Genomic DNA, 19,302 nt, shown 5'->3' on the forward strand with positions numbered 1-19,302 from the left:
ACACAGGCATCAGTATGTTTAATAAACTGATCTTTCAAAACATTACGGAAGCCTTCATGTTTCATTTTATCCATAAAAATTTGCACCATCGGTGCTGTTTCTCCTATGATTCCACTATCCAATAAAAAGACCGCGCCTTTCCCATTCAAATTCTGGGAGGGTATACTGGTGGATTCTATATTTTCTTGTGAATTAATTAGAATAGGCAAACTGAGATAACTGTTTAAAGGATCCAGCCCAGAAGATTTACCATGGAAAAATGATTCCATTTTACCGAAAATCATTTTGAGTCTTAGTAATTTTTCCCGGGTCAGGTTTTCTAGTACCGTGATTTTTTCAATAGAATACTTATCATAAATTGCGGCTACCAAAGCACCACTACTTCCAATACCATAACCTTGGGGTATAGAACTGTCAAAATACATCCCGGTATCCACATCAGACTTTAAGGCCTTCAAATCAATAGATAATAGTTCTGGTTCCTGACCTTGCAAATCCCTTAAATAATGAAAATATTTTTTCAGGCTTTCATTAGATTTCTTAGCCGTTTCAGACAGGTTATCGTCCTTCTTAAGGGCACCCTTAAAGAAATTGTAAGGAATAGAGAGTCCTTTGGAATCCTTGATGATTCCGTACTCCCCGAAAAGTAAAATTTTTGAATAAAAAAGTGGTCCTTTCATCTAAAATTCAATTAATAACAACTCGAAGATAGGGTGTAATAATTTTAATAAGTGATTAAATTACATTTTTTTGGCCCCAAATCCAATTCGGTCGCAAATATACTGCCCATTTTCACAATAAGCAATTAGCTCCTCCTTAATAAATTTATTGACCTCTTTTTTCTCATTATTGGGGTAAAGTAGATGTACATTGGCCCCGGCATCTAATGTAAAACAAAGGTGATTTTGGGTGGTCCTCCGAAATTCCCAAATTTTCTCAATAATGTTCAGCGTATTCGGTTTCATCAGGATAAAATACGGAATACTAGTCATCATCATAGCATGTAAAGTAAGTGCTTCACTCTCAACTACTTCTATAAAATCATCCAGATTACCTTCGGCTAATATTGAACGTAAACGAATTAGATTGTCATGAGCCTGTACAAATCGATTTTGAGCGAATGGGTGGCTGTGCATAAGGTCATGGCCTACCGTACTACTAACACTTTTCTGTCCCTTATGTACCAGTAGAATGGTATCCTGATAACTTTTAAACACCTCATCCACTGGATAAGGATAGGGTATTCCATATAGATTCGTACTCCCAATTATTTCATTATGCTCGCCCCATTGAACAAGATTACCCTTAATACTTCGGCATGCACTACCTGATCCCAATCGCGCTAAAAAAGATGCTTTTTTATAGAAAAAATCCGGATCTATCTCGGAAACCATTTGTTTTTCTATATCCATAAGACACAAAGCCAAAGCGGCCATACCACTGGCGGAGGAGGCAATGCCGCTGCTATGTGGAAAGGTGTTGGAAGTATTAATGGAGAAATGATAACTTCTAAGAAAAGGAATATATTTTTCAATCCGTTTAAAAAAAGTTACAATCTTGGGCTTAAAATCTTCCCTGGATTTTCCTTCAAAAAGTAAATCAAATGAAAATTCCTTATTTGGTTTATCAAGCTTAGTAAAGGCCACAGACGTAATAGTTCTGCACTTGTCCAGCGTAAAACTTACTGAGGAATTGGCCGGTATTTGATTTTGTTTCTTACCCCAGTACTTAACTAATGCAATATTACTTGGGGCTTTCCACTGTACCCTACCTTGTTCCTTATCAAACCTGTAAGGCAAGGGAATAAAGTCGTCTTCGATCATGCACACAAAAATTTATGCAAAGATAGTTTTTAAGCATCTTTGCTATAGCCTCTATTAAAATAAATTACTATTTTAGATAACATTCATCTCGTAGTTTTGAAAAAAAAGCTTACCTATATTGCCATTTCAGTTTCTATATGTCTCATCATAGGCTTTCTATCTGGGTATGCAACTCAGTCTTCAGTAAATGATTGGTACTTATCACTTAATAAACCCAGTTTTAATCCTCCAAATTGGATTTTTGGACCGGTTTGGACATTGCTATATATTCTAATGGGGATAGCCGCAGGTATAGTGTGGGCAAAAGGATTTTATCATATTTGGGTGAAAACGGCATTGTATAATTTTGGGTTTCAGTTATTATTTAACGCCCTCTGGAGTGTCGTTTTTTTTGGATTTAAAAACCCCTTCTGGGCACTTTTGGTAATTCTGTTTCTCCTTGCTTTAATTTTGCTAACCATTAAATGGTTCAATGTAGTGAGCAGGACAGCAGCATTGCTCCTCATTCCCTATTTTTTATGGGTTTGTTTTGCTACCATCTTAAATTATAAGATTTGGGAAATGAACTAGTTTTTGCTTAGTTCCAGCAGTTTTAATACCGTTTTATGGTTTCTTGCAGTAGCCTTAACCTGAAGTTTTTGCTCAAATAGGTTAGTGTTTAGTTTTGCCTTACCCATTCCACACAGGCATTTCAGATAGATATAATCCTTACAAATAAAAAACCTTTCATTTTGAAATTTAGTTTCTTTAAATAATTCAACCGCCTTTCTTTTCGGAGCATCCTTCAGAAATACATAATATATTTTACTTGTATCATCCCCATCTAACGGTTTAAATTGATTGTCACTTACTATTTTCCCTAGCTTAGATCTGGTTAATACAATTACTGGCACCAGATAGCCATAGGCTTTTTCTAAAGCACTTTCTATTTTCTGTTCCAACTTTTTGGCATCAACTTCATTGCTTTGAAATATAACATTCCCACTTTGGATATAAGATTTAACCGCTAAAAATCCTGATTTTTCAAAAATCAGCCTTAAATCAGCCATCATTATTTTTTTGTGACCTCCAACATTGATGCCCCGTAGCAGGGCTATATATTTAGGCATTGGAAAACGAATTTTAAAACATAGACAAAAAATACAGCATTGAAGTTAGCAAACTATGAAGTATAAAATAAATCAATTACATTTATTATCTTTCATTTTTTATTCTATAAAATCCACACCGCTAATAGTATGCAAACCTATATCCTTGCTTTTGATCAAGGCACCACAAGCTGTAGAGCATTAATTTTTGATAAAAAAGGAAGTATTATTTCTACTTCCCAGAGAGAATTTACGCAATATTTTCCCAAACCGGGTTGGGTGGAACATGATGCAATGGAAATTTGGTCTACTCAAGTGGCTATGGCCGCTGAAACCGTTACTAAAAAAGGATTAGAAGCAAAGAATATCGCGGCAATAGGAATTACAAATCAACGTGAAACCGTTGTTGTTTGGGATAAAAAAACAGGAAAACCTGTTTATAATGCCATTGTCTGGCAAGACAAAAGAACAGCCAAATATTGCGACCTTTTAAAAAGTGAAGGAAAATCTCAATGGATGCGCGAAAAAACAGGTCTTGTAATTGATGCTTATTTCTCTGGCACCAAAGTCAAATGGATCTTAGATAATGTAGAAGGAGTACGGGAAAGAGCTGAGGCCGGTGATTTAATGATGGGAACAATAGATACCTGGCTAATTTGGAACATGACCAAAGGGGAATTGCACGTAACTGATGTAACCAATGCTTGCAGAACACTTTTATTCAATATCAACACCCTTGAATGGGATGATGAACTCTTAGAATTATTTACTATTCCAAAAAGTATGTTACCCCGAGTAAAACAGTCCAGTGAGATTTACGGACATACGGCTCCGGGATTGTTTGCCACCAGAATTCCAATTTCAGGAATAGCCGGAGATCAACAGGCTGCATTATTTGGTCAAATGTGCACAAAGCAGGGAATGGTAAAAAACACTTATGGCACAGGATGTTTTATGTTAATGAATATTGGTGATAAGCCAATAGTGTCTAAAAACAATCTTCTTACTTCCGTAGCCTGGCAAATAAATGGTAAAGCTGAGTACGTCCTCGAAGGAAGTATTTTTATTGCCGGGGCTGTGGTGCAGTGGCTTAGAGATAGTCTTAAAATCATTAAAACATCTAAAGAAGTGGAACAACTGGCCGGCTCTGTGTCGGATTCGGGTGGAGTTTATTTTGTCCCTGCTTTTGCAGGTTTGGGAGCTCCGCACTGGAATCAACATGCGAAGGGTACTATATTTGGTATGACCCGCGGAAGTACAGATGCTCATATAGCAAGGGCTGCCTTGGAATCTATTGCCTTTCAGACTATGGATATTTTAAAGGCAATGGAAGCAGATTCGGGGATATCAATTAAGGAATTAAGGGTAGATGGAGGTGCTACGGTCAACAATCTACTTATGCAATTTCAAGCAGATGTGTTAAATACAGTAACTGTAAGGCCAAAAATAGTAGAAACCACAGTAATGGGCGCTGCATTTCTTGCCGGACTGGCAGTAGGTTACTGGGATAATCTGGAACAAATTCAGGAGATTTGGCAAACCGATGTACATTTTAACCCAACAACAGACCGGGTTTCAATAAACAAGCAGATTGATGGCTGGTATAAAGCCATTGAAGCCTTGGAATTTTGGACAAAATAGGTAAAAACTAATATTATATATGACACCATTTATTGCTGAAATAATCGGCACATTTCTGTTAATCCTACTTGGGTGCGGAGTCACCGCCAATGTAGTGCTAAAAGATACTAAAGGACACAATAGTGGATGGATTGTAATTACAACCGGCTGGGCCTTTGCGGTTTATATTGGTGTGATTGTTGCTGCCCCTTATAGTGGAGCGCATATTAATCCTGCAGTGAGTATAGGTCTGGCCGCTGCTGGAGAATTTCCATGGGATCTGGTCCCCTCCTACTTGCTGGCTCAATTTCTTGGAGCTATGCTGGGTGCTTCATTAGTATGGCTGATTTACATAGACCATTTTGATCGAACGGAGGAACAAGGTTTAAAACTTGTAGTGTTTAGTACCAGTCCGGCTATCAAAAATATTTTCGCAAACCTACTGGTGGAAATTTCAGGAACATTTGTTCTGGTCTTTGCGGTTCTCTTTTTTACAGACGCTACTATTTTAGAGTCAGACGCTGTAATAGGTTTGGGTTCTCTGGGGGCTATACCCGTTGCCTTTGTTGTTTGGGGAATTGGACTATCTCTGGGCGGCACTACAGGTTATGCAATTAACCCGGCAAGGGATCTGGGGCCAAGAATTATGCATGCTCTGCTACCCATTAAAAACAAAGGTAAAAACGACTGGTCTTATTCATGGATACCAGTGATTGGCCCTCTTTTGGGTAGTTTGCTTGCGGCTTTTCTTTACCTCGCATTTCCGCTGGTTTAATTGAACGGCTTCTATAAAGACTTCGCAATCGCCTGAGCAGCGATATAGGCCCCGGTCCATGCATTTTGAAAATTAAAGCCCCCGGTAACCGCATCTATATTTAATACCTCACCTGCAAAATACAAACCGGGGAGAATTTTACTCTCAAAAGTTTTAAAATTAACCTCTTTAAGATCCACACCACCTGCAGTCACAAATTCTTCTTTAAAGGTACTCTTTCCTTCTACATTAAATTCTGAAGCCGTTATAAATTGTCCGAGTCTATCCAGCTGCTTCCTGGAAACATCGGCCCATTTTAAATCCTTGGCTATATCGGATGCAATAACCAATTTGCCCCATAATCTTGCGGGGAGATCAATAGCCTTCGTTTTATAAATTGTCTTCTTTGGATCTATCTGTTTTATCTCATTAAAAAGAGATAAAAGTCCCTCCTTATGATAATCGGGCATCCAGTTAATTCTCACCCTAAACCTATAGTCATACTCGTGTAATAATCTGGCGGCACGGGCTGAGAGTTTTAAGATAACCGGGCCACTCAAACCCCAATGTGTAATAAGAACAGGACCTTCTGAAATTAAATTTAAAGCACCGCTTTTTCTGTTTTTAAATTTGGTATTGATCTCTTTCCCCATTATCTGTCTGGGTAAAATTTCAATCCTGGCATTAGTGCTCAGCCCCGGAATTCCGGAAATTCTACTATCATTAATATTAAATGTAAATAAAGAAGGTACAGGTGTCACAATGTTATGTCCGAGCTGTTCTAACAAATTCCATATTTTAGTGCTGCTCCCTGTTGCAAGTACAATTCTTTTTGCTTGATAAACCTTTTTAACTGATTGCACCTGCCATACCTCCTCTTTGCCCAATTCAATATCTTTAAATGGCAGTATATTTATAACTGAACTACTCTTAAGGAGGGTAATACCGTATTTCTGTATTTCACCAAGAAAACAATCGATAATGGTCTGGGAGGAATTACTTTCAGGGAACATTCTCCCATCTGATTCGGTTTTTATTTTTATTCCGCGTTTTTCAAAAAACTGTATGGTATCAGCTGTGGAATAAATGTGAAAAGGACCCAAAAGTTCTTTTTCGCCCCTGGGGTAGTTTTTTACCAGTGAAGAGGGATCAAATTCTGCATGGGTAACATTACATCGGCCGCCACCTGATACCTTAACTTTGGACAGGACTTGTTTTCCACGCTCAAGAATGGCTATTTTCAGACTTGGATTTGCTTCTGCAATATGAATGGCACAATAAAATCCTGCAGCACCTCCCCCTATTATAATTACATCAAACATTAGTTGACCCGCTCCGGGTAATTAGTAAAAACCCCATCAACACCCAATTTTCTCATATTTGAAATTTGCTTTGTATCATTTACAGTCCAGGTGAAAATTTTAAAACCCTGACTTTTAATTTCCAGAACATTTTCCTTAGTTAAACTCATATAATTGGGGTTTATAGCTACTGCATTCAGATCATTGGCAATGGGAATCGCATCTAATGGATTGTCCTCTGTTAGTATGGCAATCTTTATATCCTTATTAATACGGCGCATATTTTTTAGCTCCTCCCAATTAAAACTGGAGATCAGAAAATCATCCAGAGTCCAGCCCTCATTCTCCATATAAGTCTTAATAATGTGCATTACACCTTCAGATGTCCCGGGTCCTTTTAATTCGATATTCAAGGGTACCGTATGATTCATTACATCTAAAACTTCGCTTAGCAGCGGAATTTTATGATTCCCTTCAACGGTCAAATTTTTAAGGGTTTCTAAATCCAAACTTTCAATATCACCGCTGCCATTTGTTAAGCGGTCAATTTTCTCATCATGAAAAACGACTATTTCACCACTCGAGATTTTAAAGACATCTATTTCTATCATATCTACATTCAGATCTAATGCTTTCTGAATGGAGGCAAGGGTATTTTCTGTTTCGTGCCCCATCGCACCCCTGTGCCCTATGGTTATTAGGGTGTTACTTTTCTCTTTGCAATTCATAAAAAAAAGTATAAGTATAATTGGTATAAATCTTCTCATCAAATTGAATTTTTGGTTACTCTTTAATCGGATAGTTTAAAGATAAAAGATTCTAACGGATGGATTTCCACAGCGAATCTACCTATTCCATCACGAACATTCAGAACCAATTTTGTTTTACCATAAAGGACATCCGATATATTAAATGAACCTTCCTTTAACTCCCACTCCTTTATTATTTCCGCAGGAATTTTCAATTCAAAAGAATACGATTCCTCTGCATCAAAATTAGCAAGGACCACAAGTTTCTCATTTTGAGACCATCGCACATAAGAAAGTACTTTGTAGTTGTAATTTTCAGTATTATCCCTATTGTAATAATGTATATCTGCATACGTACCCATTAATGCTTCACTGCCAATTGTAAAGTTGAGTAACCGTTTGTAAAAGTCTCGTAGTTCATTTTCTTCAGGCAGTAATTGTCCTCCATCAAACTTTTTATTGTTTACCCACCTCTGATGATGTGGAACTCCTACATAATCGAATATGGATGTTCGGGTAGGACTGCCAAAACCTGCGTATTCTTTCCCGGGCTCCCCAACTTCCTGACCAAAATAGATCATCGTTGGGGAAGTACTTATAGTAGCCGATACTACCATTGCAGGTTTCCCCCTTACTGCACTACCCGCAAAATCCGGACTCGCAATTCGTTGTTCATCGTGATTTTCGAGAAAATGCAGCATCTGATGTTCAATATCCTGCATTCCTTTTTGAACTATTGGAATATGGTCCGTCCATCCATGACCCTGCATAATATGCTTCAGGCTATCGTAGAATTCAACCTTGTCATACAGATAATCCATTTTCCCCTTATGTATAAAAGCCCTATATAAATCCGGGTTGTAAACTTCAGCCAATAGAAAAGCATCCGGATTTTTCATTTTAATATTGGAGTTCATATAGCTCCAGAATTCTACAGGTACCATTTCAGCCATATCAAAACGGAATCCATCCACCCCCATGTCCAACCAATACAAGGCAATATCTTTAAATTTTTTCCATGAATCGGGAATGTCCTTATCCGCCCAAAAAGCGTAGTGGGCTTTGTAATCCTCCTGAGCATATTCATCAGGTAAGGTTTCAAAATCATACGACCCATCCGGCCGAACCCCATAATTAATTTTCACAGTTTCATACCAATCGTTAAAATCCGGCTGGGCAAGACGTGAACCATTCCCCGTCCATTTTGCCGGATTCTCATCAAATTTACCATCTGCCAAAGGGTGTTTTTCACCTCCAAGAGGTAAGTAACCGTTTTGCCATACTGGTACTTTGAAGGGTTCTTCTGTTATATAATAATAATTGTTATCCTTATGATATTCTATTGTAGTATCGTCCTTTGCCCCAAATGGTTCTTTCCCCTTTGGTGTTGACCCGCCTTCGTATTTTCGCGCAACATGATTTGGAACGATGTCTATTAACAATTTTAAGCCGGTATTGTGCGTTCGTTCTATCAAAGATTTAAATTCTTCCAATCGATTAATCGGGTCATCTGCCAGGTCAGGATTAACGTTGTAGTAATCTTTAACTGCATAGGGAGATCCTGCTCTGCCTTTCACGACATCCGGGTCATCATTAGAAATATTGTATGCCGCATAATCTGTTACCACTGCATGATGAGGCACCCCAGTATACCATATATGGGTAATCCCAAGATCTTTGATCTCCATTAAAGCCTTAACCGTAAAGTCAGAAAATTTTCCAACCCCATTTTCCTGGATAGTACCCCAGGGTTTATTCGTGGTGTTTGTATTTCCAAACAAACGTGTAAACACCTGATATACTACTTTTTTATTTGATTGATTTAAGCTCTTCATTTTTTTAATATTTGTCCGTTCTTTTTCCTCAGCACACCCTAATATAAATACAAAGCAACTTAGAATAACCAATACGATCTTTTGCATCCTAATTAGATTTTTTGCTAAGTATTAGTACTCCGTTATCTTTTAATTGCAATTCGTTTTTGAAAAGAACTTCTTCTGAGGTGAGTATATCTTTAAATCTATTCCCAATAAGATTCATTTCATTAAAACGTTCCAGGTTTAATGTATAAGGTATCTCGTTTTTGTTTAGTATTAGCATTACTGTTTCATCTTTATTCTGCCTGAAAATGACATAAACCCCATCCTTTGGAGCGAAATGAGTGGTTTTGCCAGTTTGAATTGCCGTACTCCCTTTTCGGTAGTTCACTAATTTTCTTGTAAACTCTTGCATTTCTTTCTGTTCCCTGGTAAGACCCTCACCAGTAAAAGCGTTAACACTATCGTTTTCCCATCCCCCGGGAAAGTCAGACCGGATAAGGCCATGGTCTCCGGGATTATCACTATTATTTAGTAAAACTTCAGTGCCATAATAAATTTGAGGTATGCGAGGAGCGGAGATTATAAATGCCAGTGCCATTTTGGTTTTTTCAAAATCTTCATTCAACTGCGTAAAAAGACGGTCCATATCATGATTATCTCCAAAAAACAAAATCGAAGAAGGGTCATAATATGCAAAATCATTGGCAAGGCCTTCATATAATTTTACCAATCCGGAATCCCAATTCTCCTCCGCATTAAGTGCTTCAATTAATGTGCGCTGTAAGGGAAAATCCATTGTTGTTTTAAGGTTAGATTCATAACCATCTGAATTGGTTACCCCTTGTTGCCAATAGCGAACCAAAAGTGGGTTATAAGTCCATTCCTCTCCAACAATATTAAAATTTGGATATTCGTGCATAATACTCCCGGCCCATTTGCTCATAAATTCCTTATCGGGATAAGGATAGGTATCCTGCCTGATCCCGCCAAGTTTTAAAGTCTCTATCCACCAAATACTATTCTGAATAATATAATTGGCCATAAATGGGTTGTTTTGGTTTAAATCTGGCATTGAGGGTACAAACCATCCATTATCCATTAGATCTTTATCAGCTTTTGAAGCGTAAAGATCCTGATTTACCGTGCGCCGGTGGTTCGTAACCTTCGCATCTGCTCCTTCCTCATACTCCGATTGAAAGTTTACCCAATCGTGGAACGGTAAATCTGACATCCACCAATGATTGGCCCCGCAATGATTGGCAACCTGGTCCATGATTAATTTTATTCCATTTTCCGCTGCTTTCTGCGAGAGCATAATATAGTCCTCCAGATTTCCAAAACGCGGATCTACCCGATAAAAATCAGTCATTGCATAGCCATGATACGAAGACTGCGGCATATCGTTAATCAATAAAGGGGTAGACCACAAGGCAGTAAACCCCATGGAAGCTATATAGTCTAAATGATTAATAATTCCTTGAATATTCCCTCCATGACGCGCATAGTCATCTTTCCTGTTGATCTTTTTTTCAAGAAGTCCCGGGACAATATTTATTTCAGGATCACCATTGGCGAAACGATCCGGTGTAATTAAATAGATTACATCTGAAGAATCAAAACCCAAAAATTCCTCAGATAGTTTTTCCCTTCTGTTTAAAGGATATGAATAAGAGATTTGATTTCCGCCCTCAGTGGTGAGCAAAATTTCCATTAGACCGGGGAGAGTATCTGCAGAAATCGTAATATCCAGGAATAAATAATTCGGGTTATCAGCCCTATGGAAGGCTTCCAGGCCAACTCCATTATATAGAATTGACGGGGTAGTTGTGCCAATTCCACTACCATGCAACATAAGCTGTAATCTGGCATTCTTGAACCCCAGCCACCAATTAGGAGGCTCAACCCTATCTATCTGAGCGGATGAAAAAGATACCATCAAAAAGAACATGCCAGTTAAAACATTTGATTTTATTAACCATCCAATTTTCATCATGGGTTAATTTCTTGTCAAATACAATCTTTATAAAATGATTCAATAAGGTAAATAAATTATCAAACAGGATTTTTAAGTGTTTTGTTCTATAGTTTCCTGAGATGGTTTTAAAAGTACCCTTTTGCCATTTACCCGTATAGTCATTTCAGCAGCCCCATCATGTTCAAAACTAGTCTGATTTTCTGTAACATTAACCTTAATAATCCGATTTCTGAAATTTACTTTAAATGAATACGATTTCCACTGACTTGGAATTTTCGGAGCAAAAGACAATTTATCATCTTTCATTCGCATTCCTCCAAATCCCTCTACGATACTCATCCATGTTCCTGCCATAGAAGTGATATGCAGACCTTCTTCAACCTCCTTGTTATAATCATCCAGGTCCAGTCTTGAAGTACGTAAATAAAACTGGTACGCCTGCTCCATCCTGCCTAATTTTGCAGCCTGAATGCTGTGCACGCAAGGCGACAAAGACGATTCATGGACGGTAAATGGTTCATAGAAATCAAAATGTCTTTCAAGTTCTTCTAAACTGAAATGATCTTCAAATAAATAAAATCCTTGTAAAGTATCTGCCTGTTTTATGTAGGGTGAACGCAAAATCCTGTCCCAACTCCATTTTTGATTAATTGGTCTTTGGGAAACATCAAGATCTTCTACTGTGATCAGTTCTTTGTCCAAAAATCCATCTTGCTGAAGGTAAATATTCAATTCGTCTGAAAAGGGAAAGTACAAATTTTGTGAAATCTCTTCCCACTTATCAGTCTCTGCCGGAGTGAGTGAAGTGCGCCCAATGATCCTGGTATAGTCTTCTTTATAACCTTCTTTTATCTTTTGCAGCTGTTCCAGCGTATATTCCATACACCATTTTGCAAGGTAATTGGTATACCAATTATTATTGACGTTGTTTTCGTATTCGTTGGGTCCCGTTACCCCAAGTATTACAAACTTGTTTTTGTCTTTTGAAAATGTAGCTCTTTGTCCCCAGAAACGGGAAATCCCGATTAATACTTCAAGACCCATTTCAGGAATATATGAATAGTCTCCTGTAAATCGGTAATAATTGTATATGGCAAATGCAATTGCTCCATTGCGGTGAATTTCTTCAAAAGTAATCTCCCATTCATTATGGCATTCTTCCCCGTTCATTGTTACCATTGGGTACAAGGCTGCTCCATTAACAAAACCCAATTTCTGGGCATTCTCAATAGCCTTTTCCAGATGATTATACCTATACTGCAGCAGATTCCTGGCCACAAGGTGATCTTTGGTCGCCATATAAAAAGGAATACAATAGGCTTCAGTATCCCAATAGGTACTTCCACCATACTTTTCCCCCGTAAATCCTTTCGGGCCTATATTTAGCCTGGAATCCGTGCCTAAATATGTTTGATTTAAGTGAAATATATTAAATCTAATGCCTTGCTGAGCTTTCACATCACCCTGAATGCTTATATCACTCATCTCCCAAATTTGGGCCCAGGTCAATATTTGTTTTTCCAATAATTTATCGAACCCAATAGAAGTAGCAGATTTAAGGGTCTTTTTTGCGGCATTCACCAATTCATCTGATTGGTGATCCCTGGAAACGGTATAACCTCCATATTTATAAAAAGTGACCGCTTCACCTTGTTTAGCCGTATGAGTATATTCATGCCCAACCCATAATTCTTTGATATCTTCTATAACATCAACAGGTACTTCCGTACCATTAGAAGTTAACTGGCATTCCATAAAAGTGCAAACCTCAAAATTAGTTTTCATGGTATGAGCTTCTATAAAAGCCTGTTTCCCTTCAGAACTTACCTTAGTAACATTCCAGAATTTATCGGCCCAATTACTATCCTCATTGGTAATACCATTATCTAAATATGGAACAAAACGAACAGATGCATTTCTATCTACTGGTGTAATTTTATACTTTATAGCCCCTACTTCATCAATTTCCAGGCTTAAAAACCGAACTACTTCAACATCAACTGTAATAGAATTGGGTAATGTAGCGGTGAAGTTTCTTTTATACCAGCCCCCCTTCATATTGAGTTCTCGCCTGAAGCCGGTAATATTCGTGCACGTATTAAGGTCTAAAGGCTCTTCATCGACATAAACGTTGATCCCAATCCAGTTAGGTGCATTTAAAACTTTGGCAAAATATTCCGGGTAACCATTCTTCCACCAACCTACCCTTGTTTTATCCGGATAGTAAACTCCAGCAATGTAGCTCCCCTGGAACGTAGGACCGGAGTATTGTTCCTCAAAATTTGCACGCTGCCCCATGGCACCATTTCCAATACTAAAGAGGCTCTCGGAAGATTTTACGTTCTCCTTGTTAAACCCTTCCTCAATTATAGACCATTCGTCTGCTATTATATATTCTTTATTCATATTCCAATACGTTAAAATCTTTATCTAAGAATTGATTAAAATAGGCAAATAAGTATAATTTGCAGGATAAATGACTTAATTTTTACTTTTTAGTATTAAAATCAGGTCATTTAAAAACCCTAGATCTATTTCAGTGAAGTTATTAAAACCGTGGTCGGCATCAGACAAAATATTCACGTCTCCAATGCCTATACTCTCCATACCTGCCGCGTTGGCAGCCTCTATTCCGGCTAGTGCATCCTCAAAAACAACGCAATTTTTGGGTTTTACGCCTATTTTTTTTGCGGCTATCAAAAAGACCTCAGGATCAGGTTTAGCTTTGGTTACCTGTGTACCATCTACAATAGCGTCAAAATAAGGCATTAACTCAACCTTTTTTAAAATTGAAACAGCATTTTTACTTGCAGAACCAAGTGCCATTGGAATTCCTTTCTCTTTAAGATATCCTAAAACTTTAGGCACATCGGGAAGTATTTCACTTTTGTCCATTTTGGAAATATATTTCAGATAGTCCTCGTTTTTTTCCTGCAACCAGAGGTCGAACTGTTCTTTTGAAACGGAAATATTTCCCATTTCCAATAAAATCTCGAGACATCTTTTACGACTAACACCTTTGAATTTCTCATTGTCATCTTCGGTAAAATGAATACCGAGTTCATCGGCCAGATTTTTCCAGGCCAGATAATGGTATTTTGCGGTATCGACAATTACTCCGTCTAAATCGAATATAAATCCGGTTTTCTTCATTTGACTATTAATGTGTGTAATTAGTTAATGGTAGATTCTCTTTCTATCAGCGTTGCTTCGATAACTTCAGTCCTAAAAGTTTCTTCTTCTAATTCCTTTTCATCATCTCTTTCAATTTTCTCAATAAGCATTCTGGCAGCAATTTCACCCATTCGTTCTCCATGTTGGGCAACCGATGTAAGTGCAGGTGTAGCCAGTTTAGACAGAATACCATCCGTAAAACCAATAAAAGCAACGTCTTCCGGGATTCTCAATCCATTTTTCTGTGCTATCCTCATAGATCTGACTGCAAAAATTTCATTAACACATAAGACCGCATCCATATTTGTTGTTGCAAAGAAGGTTTCGCTCATTGTTTCATCTTCGAATTGATAGGGCAAACGTAAAATTAAACTTTTATCCAATTCCAGGTTGTGATCTTTCAGAGCCTGGAAATAACCTTGAGCTCTTTTTTCACTTACATTCAAATAACTTTCGGTTGTTACTAGTGCAATTCGTTTTCTGCCATCGTGAATAAGTTTTTTTACAGCCATATAAGCCGCTTCAAAGTCATTAATAACTACCTTATCACAGATTACTTCATCCGTAACCCTATCAAAAAGAACCAGCGGCATACCCTGATCAATTATTTCCTTTAAATGGTGGAAATCATTTTTTAGCTGTGTTTCTGCAGATAGAGCCATAATGAAACCATCAATACTGCCATTTGCCAACAGCTCCATATTAATCACCTCCTTTTCAAAAGATTCATCAGATACACATGCAATAACATTATACCCCTTGGTATCTGCAAATTGCTCTATCCCTCTAAAAACCGTGGTAAAAAAATGATGAACTATATCAGGTATGATTACCCCTATATTTTTAGTGCGCCTGCTTTTAAGGCTTAAAGCAATATTGTTAGGTTTGTAGTGGTAAAGTTTAGCAAAGGCCTGAATTTTTTCTGTTGTATCCTTGCTTATTTCTCGACTGTTTTTCAGGGCCTTTGAAACTGTTGAAATAGACACTTCCAATTCCCTGGCAATTTGTTTAAGAGTAATCTTTTTTTTCAAATGTTAAAGAATAAAAATATTCCAAATGTTAATGTTATTATAATGAGTCAACTTATAAATATATTCTTTTTTAACATATAAAAATGCCCATAACCACATAAACAAGTATCTTTGTAAGCTTGCAGTATAAAAAAAATATTATATTTGTTTCGTTTTTAACAAAGTTTGAACCCGAAAAATAGGGATAACATAATTTTGCCAATCCTATATTGTCAGACTGTTACTTAATAAAAGTTATTAACACGAAACCGTTTTCGTTGTTAATAAGTGTTGTTGACAGAATGATATTAACATATTTTTTACATAGGTTTAACCTTTGGCACTAAAATTAACTAAACTCAAAATTAACTTTTTATGAAGATTACGCTACTAAAGAGCTTTTTATTAGTTGGAGCTATTTTAAGCTTCGGACTTGCAAAAGCGCAAGAAGTATCAGGTACAGTTTCTGATGCAAATGGTCCTTTACCAGGGGCCAGTGTTGTTGTTAGAGGAACTACCAACGGTACACAGACGGACTTTGATGGTAACTATACAATAAACAATGTAGACAGCGATGCTACACTGGTTGTTAGTTACATTGGTTACAGTACTCAAGAAGTCGCAATAAATGGAAGAACTACTGTTAATGTAGTTTTGGCAGAAGATGCACAAGCATTGGACGAAGTAGTTATCATCGGTTATGGTACTACTACAGTGAAAGATGCAACAGGTGCTGTCTCAGCAATTAATTCTGAAGACTTTAATTCAGGTATTATTGCTTCTCCCGAACAATTGATCCAGGGTAAAACTGCCGGGGTTCAGATTACTCAGTCCAGTGGTGAGCCAGGTGCTGGAGTAAACATTAGGATCAGGGGTGCAAATTCTATCCGCTCTAACAACAGCCCGCTATTCGTAGTGGACGGTGTTCCATTATCTTCTGAATCTACTACACCTGGTGGTGGAGATATAACAGGTGGTGAAAATGCTTCCAGAAACCCGTTAAATTTTATTAACCCTGCTGATATTGAGAGTATCTCTATCTTAAAAGATGCCTCTGCAACAGCCATTTATGGATCCAGGGGAGCAAATGGGGTAGTTATTGTGACCACAAAAAGTGGTAAAACTTCTCAAGGTGGCGTATGGGAATTTAATCAAACCCTCAGTATTTCAACACCCAGAGAGAATTTTAAACTTTTGGATGGGCCGGCATTTATAGCACAGACCACCGCAGATCGTGGTGAAACAATTGCGAATGATATAGATGAAGGATTTAATACAGACTGGCAGAAAGTAGTTTTAAGAACTGTGGCTTCTCCTGTTACCAATTTATCCTATTCCAATAATTATGGTAGTGGTAATGTAAGAGCTACTTTTGGTTATGGAAAACAGTTTGGAGTTATCCAAGGCTCTTCTCAGGAAAGAATAACAGGAAGAGTAAATGTCAATCAGCGTTTTTTGGATGACAGACTAAAATTTGATTTACAGGCATCACTTGCCCGTGTCAATGATTTGGCCCCACAAATTAGTGGTGGTACCGGTGCCAGTGGTAACCTAATTGGAGCAACTTATTCCGCAAACCCAACATGGCCAAACGATCCAGCGTTTGTTATTCCGGGTAACCTCTTAAACCCCGCGAACCTTTTGGCTTATTTCCGACAAAAAACCAATACAGACAGGTTTTTAATCAACTTTGCTACCTCTTATGATATTATTGATGATGATGATAATGAATTGAGAGCAAAGATAGCTTTGGGTTATGATGACTCTAATGCTACAGCAAGCGCAACTATTTCACCTTTAGTTACAAATCAGAACAGGGTGAGTGGTCAGGGACAGGCCTCATTCAATGAATTGCAAGCGACAAGTAAATTACTTGAGGCAACCCTTAATTGGCAGAGAGATTGGACTAACGTCTCTTTGGATGCGATTATAGGTTTTACCTATCAGGATTTTCAAAGACAAGGATTCAATTCTCAGGGTTGGGGTACACCTGAAGTCAATCTGGACCAAATGGGTACAAACCTAAGACAAGACATAAACAATGTAGCCAGTAACATTGCAGGCCCCTACCAACAATTTGGTTATGATAGTAATGGTACTTTTTTAAACACTCTTAACCCATTCAATGATAGCGGAGTGCTAAGCTCTGTTCAGGGCAGACAATATACCTCTGTCTGGGTAAACAACTACAACAATACTGATGAATTACAATCGTACTTTGCAAGGGCAAATGTAAGCCTGCATAACAAATACCTATTTACTGCAACCTTTAGAGCAGATGGTTCGTCTAAATTTTCGCCGGACAACCAATATGGTTATTTCCCATCAGGTGCTTTTGCGTGGAAAGTTAATGAAGAAGACTTCATTGGTCCTGCTTTTTCTACATTAAAACTAAGATTAAGTGGAGGTATCACAGGTAACCAGGATGGTTTATCATATGGTCAGTTTCTTAAAAGACAACGTTTTGCTGACCCGACTATTAATGACGATGGTAGTATTAACAGACCAGGGCTTGAAACCGTGGCAGTTCAAAATCCAGATTTAAAGTGGGAAGAGACAACTGATATAAATGTCGGAATTGATTTTGGTTTCAACCTCGATCGATTTACTGGCTCGCTTGACTTCTATAATAAGAGTACTAAAGATCTCTTGTTTAGACAAGCCGCAGCTGCACCTGCCTTTGATCCTTTTGTCTTTAAAAACCTTGCAAATGGCAAACTCGTCAACAAAGGGGTAGAATTGGCTGTTGCCTATGATTTTATCCAAAATGATAAAATGACTTTTTCAGGAGCATTTAATATCTCCTATAACGACAATAAGGTTAAAGGTTTAGAAGGGACAACAGCAGATTTCGGAGAAATTAATGGTCCGGGGCTTACGGGAGCTTTCGCTCAGCGCCTGGGAGAAGGAATATCTATTTTCTCTTACTATATGGCAACATATTCTGAGGATGCCAATGGAAACCCCAATTTCAGTGCTGACGACAAAGATTTTGTTGGTGAGGATGCGGTACCTGATGTTCTTTCCGGACTTACACTTAATTTAAATGCAGGCAATTGGGACGCCAACATCTTCTTTGCAGGTCAGTTTGGATTCTCGGTTTATAACAACACAAGAAATGCCTTCTTAAACAAGCCTACCTTTTTAACTTCCAGAAACACAGATCCGGAAGGTTTAACGCTATTATCACAAGAAGTGTCAACCCTATATTTGGAAAAAGGAGATTTTGTACGGTTGCAAAACGCAACGGTTGGCTATAATGTGCCTCTTAAGGATGGAACGTTTAAGAATTTAAGGTTCTCATTAACCGGACAAAATTTATTACTGTTTACTGGCTATACCGGTCTGGATCCTGAAGTTACGGCCAACACGGGTGATGGTTTTGGAAGTGGTATACCAAGTCAGGGGATAGATTATACCACATTCCCAAGACCGCTGACAGTGACTTTAGGAATAAATGCTAAATTTTAATTTTAAAAAAAAACTGCAATGATTAATTATTTAAAAACACGATCAAAAATTTTGATGCTTTCTTTACCAGCATTGGTACTGTTTTTCTCATGTACCAATCTGGAAATCGAAGCAACCGATTCTTTGCTTGCCCCTAACTTTGAGGGTATTGCAACTGCCGAAGAAGCGGCAAGTCAGGTTTCTGCTATGTATAACTCCATAAACGGATACATTGGTGGACAGGATAATCTTTATGCGCTTAGTGAGGTTACAACAGATGAAATGTTAGTTCCTACAAGAGGATCTGACTGGGGTGATAATGGTATATGGAGACAATTACACCAGCATTCCTGGACTCCTGATCACCAGTATATAACAAATGTTTGGAATCAATGGAATGAGCTTCAGCTCGTAGCCAGTGAAGTATTAGACAGCAGATCTGCATCTACGCCAGATTCAAGGGCGGCTGCATCTTTCTTCAGGGCTTTAGCTGTATATGTAATATTAGACAATTTTGGCCAGGTGCCTTTCAGGGATA

14 protein-coding genes and 1 pseudogene are annotated in these 19,302 nt (G+C 37.9%); 5 read left to right on the plus strand and 10 right to left on the minus strand.

The window, feature by feature from the left end:
- Together WBM60_RS10820 and WBM60_RS10825 are read right to left on the minus strand one after the other, a co-directional pair.
- On the minus strand, positions 1 to 680 hold a 680-nt coding region (locus WBM60_RS10820), incomplete at its 3' end, for a mevalonate kinase family protein (RefSeq protein WP_424283066.1).
- Positions 681 to 740: 60 nt separating this feature from the next.
- Positions 741 to 1,823 carry a diphosphomevalonate/mevalonate 3,5-bisphosphate decarboxylase family protein gene (locus tag WBM60_RS10825; RefSeq protein WP_424263359.1) on the minus strand — a complete coding sequence of 361 codons (1,083 nt, stop codon included), beginning with the start codon at positions 1,821 to 1,823 and terminating at the stop codon, positions 741 to 743.
- 96 nt (positions 1,824 to 1,919) lie between these two features.
- On the opposite strand from WBM60_RS10825, the gene WBM60_RS10830 reads away from it, so the two are divergent.
- The gene (locus WBM60_RS10830) at positions 1,920 to 2,393 is read left to right on the plus strand and encodes a TspO/MBR family protein (protein ID WP_424276998.1); all 474 of its coding nucleotides are present in this window, start codon (positions 1,920 to 1,922) and stop codon (positions 2,391 to 2,393) included.
- Here the strand turns inward: WBM60_RS10830 and WBM60_RS10835 are convergent.
- On the minus strand, positions 2,390 to 2,932 hold the full coding sequence (locus tag WBM60_RS10835; protein ID WP_424276997.1) for a DUF1697 domain-containing protein: 543 nt from the start codon (positions 2,930 to 2,932) through the stop codon (positions 2,390 to 2,392). The two genes, WBM60_RS10830 and WBM60_RS10835, sit on opposite strands and share 4 nt — an antisense overlap.
- Before the next feature lie 129 nt (positions 2,933 to 3,061).
- On the opposite strand from WBM60_RS10835, the gene glpK reads away from it, so the two are divergent.
- Together glpK and WBM60_RS10845 are read left to right on the plus strand one after the other, a co-directional pair.
- Positions 3,062 to 4,552, plus strand: coding sequence for a glycerol kinase GlpK (gene glpK, locus WBM60_RS10840; RefSeq protein ID WP_424261406.1), 1,491 nt, complete (start codon positions 3,062 to 3,064; stop codon positions 4,550 to 4,552).
- Positions 4,553 to 4,571: 19 nt separating this feature from the next.
- The gene (locus WBM60_RS10845; RefSeq protein WP_424261404.1) at positions 4,572 to 5,306 is read left to right on the plus strand and encodes an MIP/aquaporin family protein; all 735 of its coding nucleotides are present in this window, start codon (positions 4,572 to 4,574) and stop codon (positions 5,304 to 5,306) included.
- 11 nt (positions 5,307 to 5,317) lie between these two features.
- Here the strand turns inward: WBM60_RS10845 and WBM60_RS10850 are convergent, their stop codons facing one another.
- The 7 genes from WBM60_RS10850 to WBM60_RS10880 form a co-directional block, all read right to left on the minus strand.
- Positions 5,318 to 6,607: an NAD(P)/FAD-dependent oxidoreductase gene (locus WBM60_RS10850; protein WP_424261402.1), complete on the minus strand. Its 1,290-nt coding sequence runs from the start codon at positions 6,605 to 6,607 to the stop codon at positions 5,318 to 5,320.
- Entirely contained in the window at positions 6,607 to 7,353 is a 747-nt protein-coding gene (locus tag WBM60_RS10855) for a glycerophosphodiester phosphodiesterase (RefSeq protein ID WP_424261400.1), read from the minus strand. The genes WBM60_RS10850 and WBM60_RS10855 overlap by 1 nt, the downstream gene beginning before the upstream one ends.
- Positions 7,354 to 7,376: 23 nt before the next feature.
- Positions 7,377 to 9,170 carry an alpha-amylase family protein gene (locus tag WBM60_RS10860; RefSeq protein WP_424283067.1) on the minus strand — a complete coding sequence of 598 codons (1,794 nt, stop codon included), beginning with the start codon at positions 9,168 to 9,170 and terminating at the stop codon, positions 7,377 to 7,379.
- Positions 9,171 to 9,258: 88 nt separating this feature from the next.
- The gene (locus WBM60_RS10865; RefSeq protein WP_424261396.1) at positions 9,259 to 11,148 is read right to left on the minus strand and encodes a glycoside hydrolase family 13 protein; all 1,890 of its coding nucleotides are present in this window, start codon (positions 11,146 to 11,148) and stop codon (positions 9,259 to 9,261) included.
- A 72-nt stretch (positions 11,149 to 11,220) separates the two neighbouring features.
- A complete protein-coding gene (locus tag WBM60_RS10870; protein ID WP_424261394.1) occupies positions 11,221 to 13,536 on the minus strand; it encodes a glycoside hydrolase family 65 protein in 2,316 nt (771 codons plus the stop codon).
- Between the two features lie 75 nt (positions 13,537 to 13,611).
- Positions 13,612 to 14,283: a beta-phosphoglucomutase gene (pgmB, locus tag WBM60_RS10875; RefSeq protein ID WP_424261392.1), complete on the minus strand. Its 672-nt coding sequence runs from the start codon at positions 14,281 to 14,283 to the stop codon at positions 13,612 to 13,614.
- 20 nt (positions 14,284 to 14,303) lie between these two features.
- Positions 14,304 to 15,335, minus strand: coding sequence for a LacI family DNA-binding transcriptional regulator (locus WBM60_RS10880; RefSeq protein ID WP_424261390.1), 1,032 nt, complete (start codon positions 15,333 to 15,335; stop codon positions 14,304 to 14,306).
- A 354-nt stretch (positions 15,336 to 15,689) separates the two neighbouring features.
- Between WBM60_RS10880 and WBM60_RS10885 the strand changes: the two genes are divergently transcribed.
- On the plus strand, positions 15,690 to 18,785 hold the full coding sequence (locus WBM60_RS10885) for a SusC/RagA family TonB-linked outer membrane protein (RefSeq protein WP_424283068.1): 3,096 nt from the start codon (positions 15,690 to 15,692) through the stop codon (positions 18,783 to 18,785).
- A gap of 54 nt (positions 18,786 to 18,839) precedes the next feature.
- Positions 18,840 to 19,302: pseudogene (locus tag WBM60_RS10890) on the plus strand (RagB/SusD family nutrient uptake outer membrane protein); the annotation flags it as partial.

Origin of the sequence: Eudoraea sp. (assembly GCF_049669105.1) — a bacterium.
Lineage (GTDB): Bacteria > Bacteroidota > Bacteroidia > Flavobacteriales > Flavobacteriaceae > Eudoraea.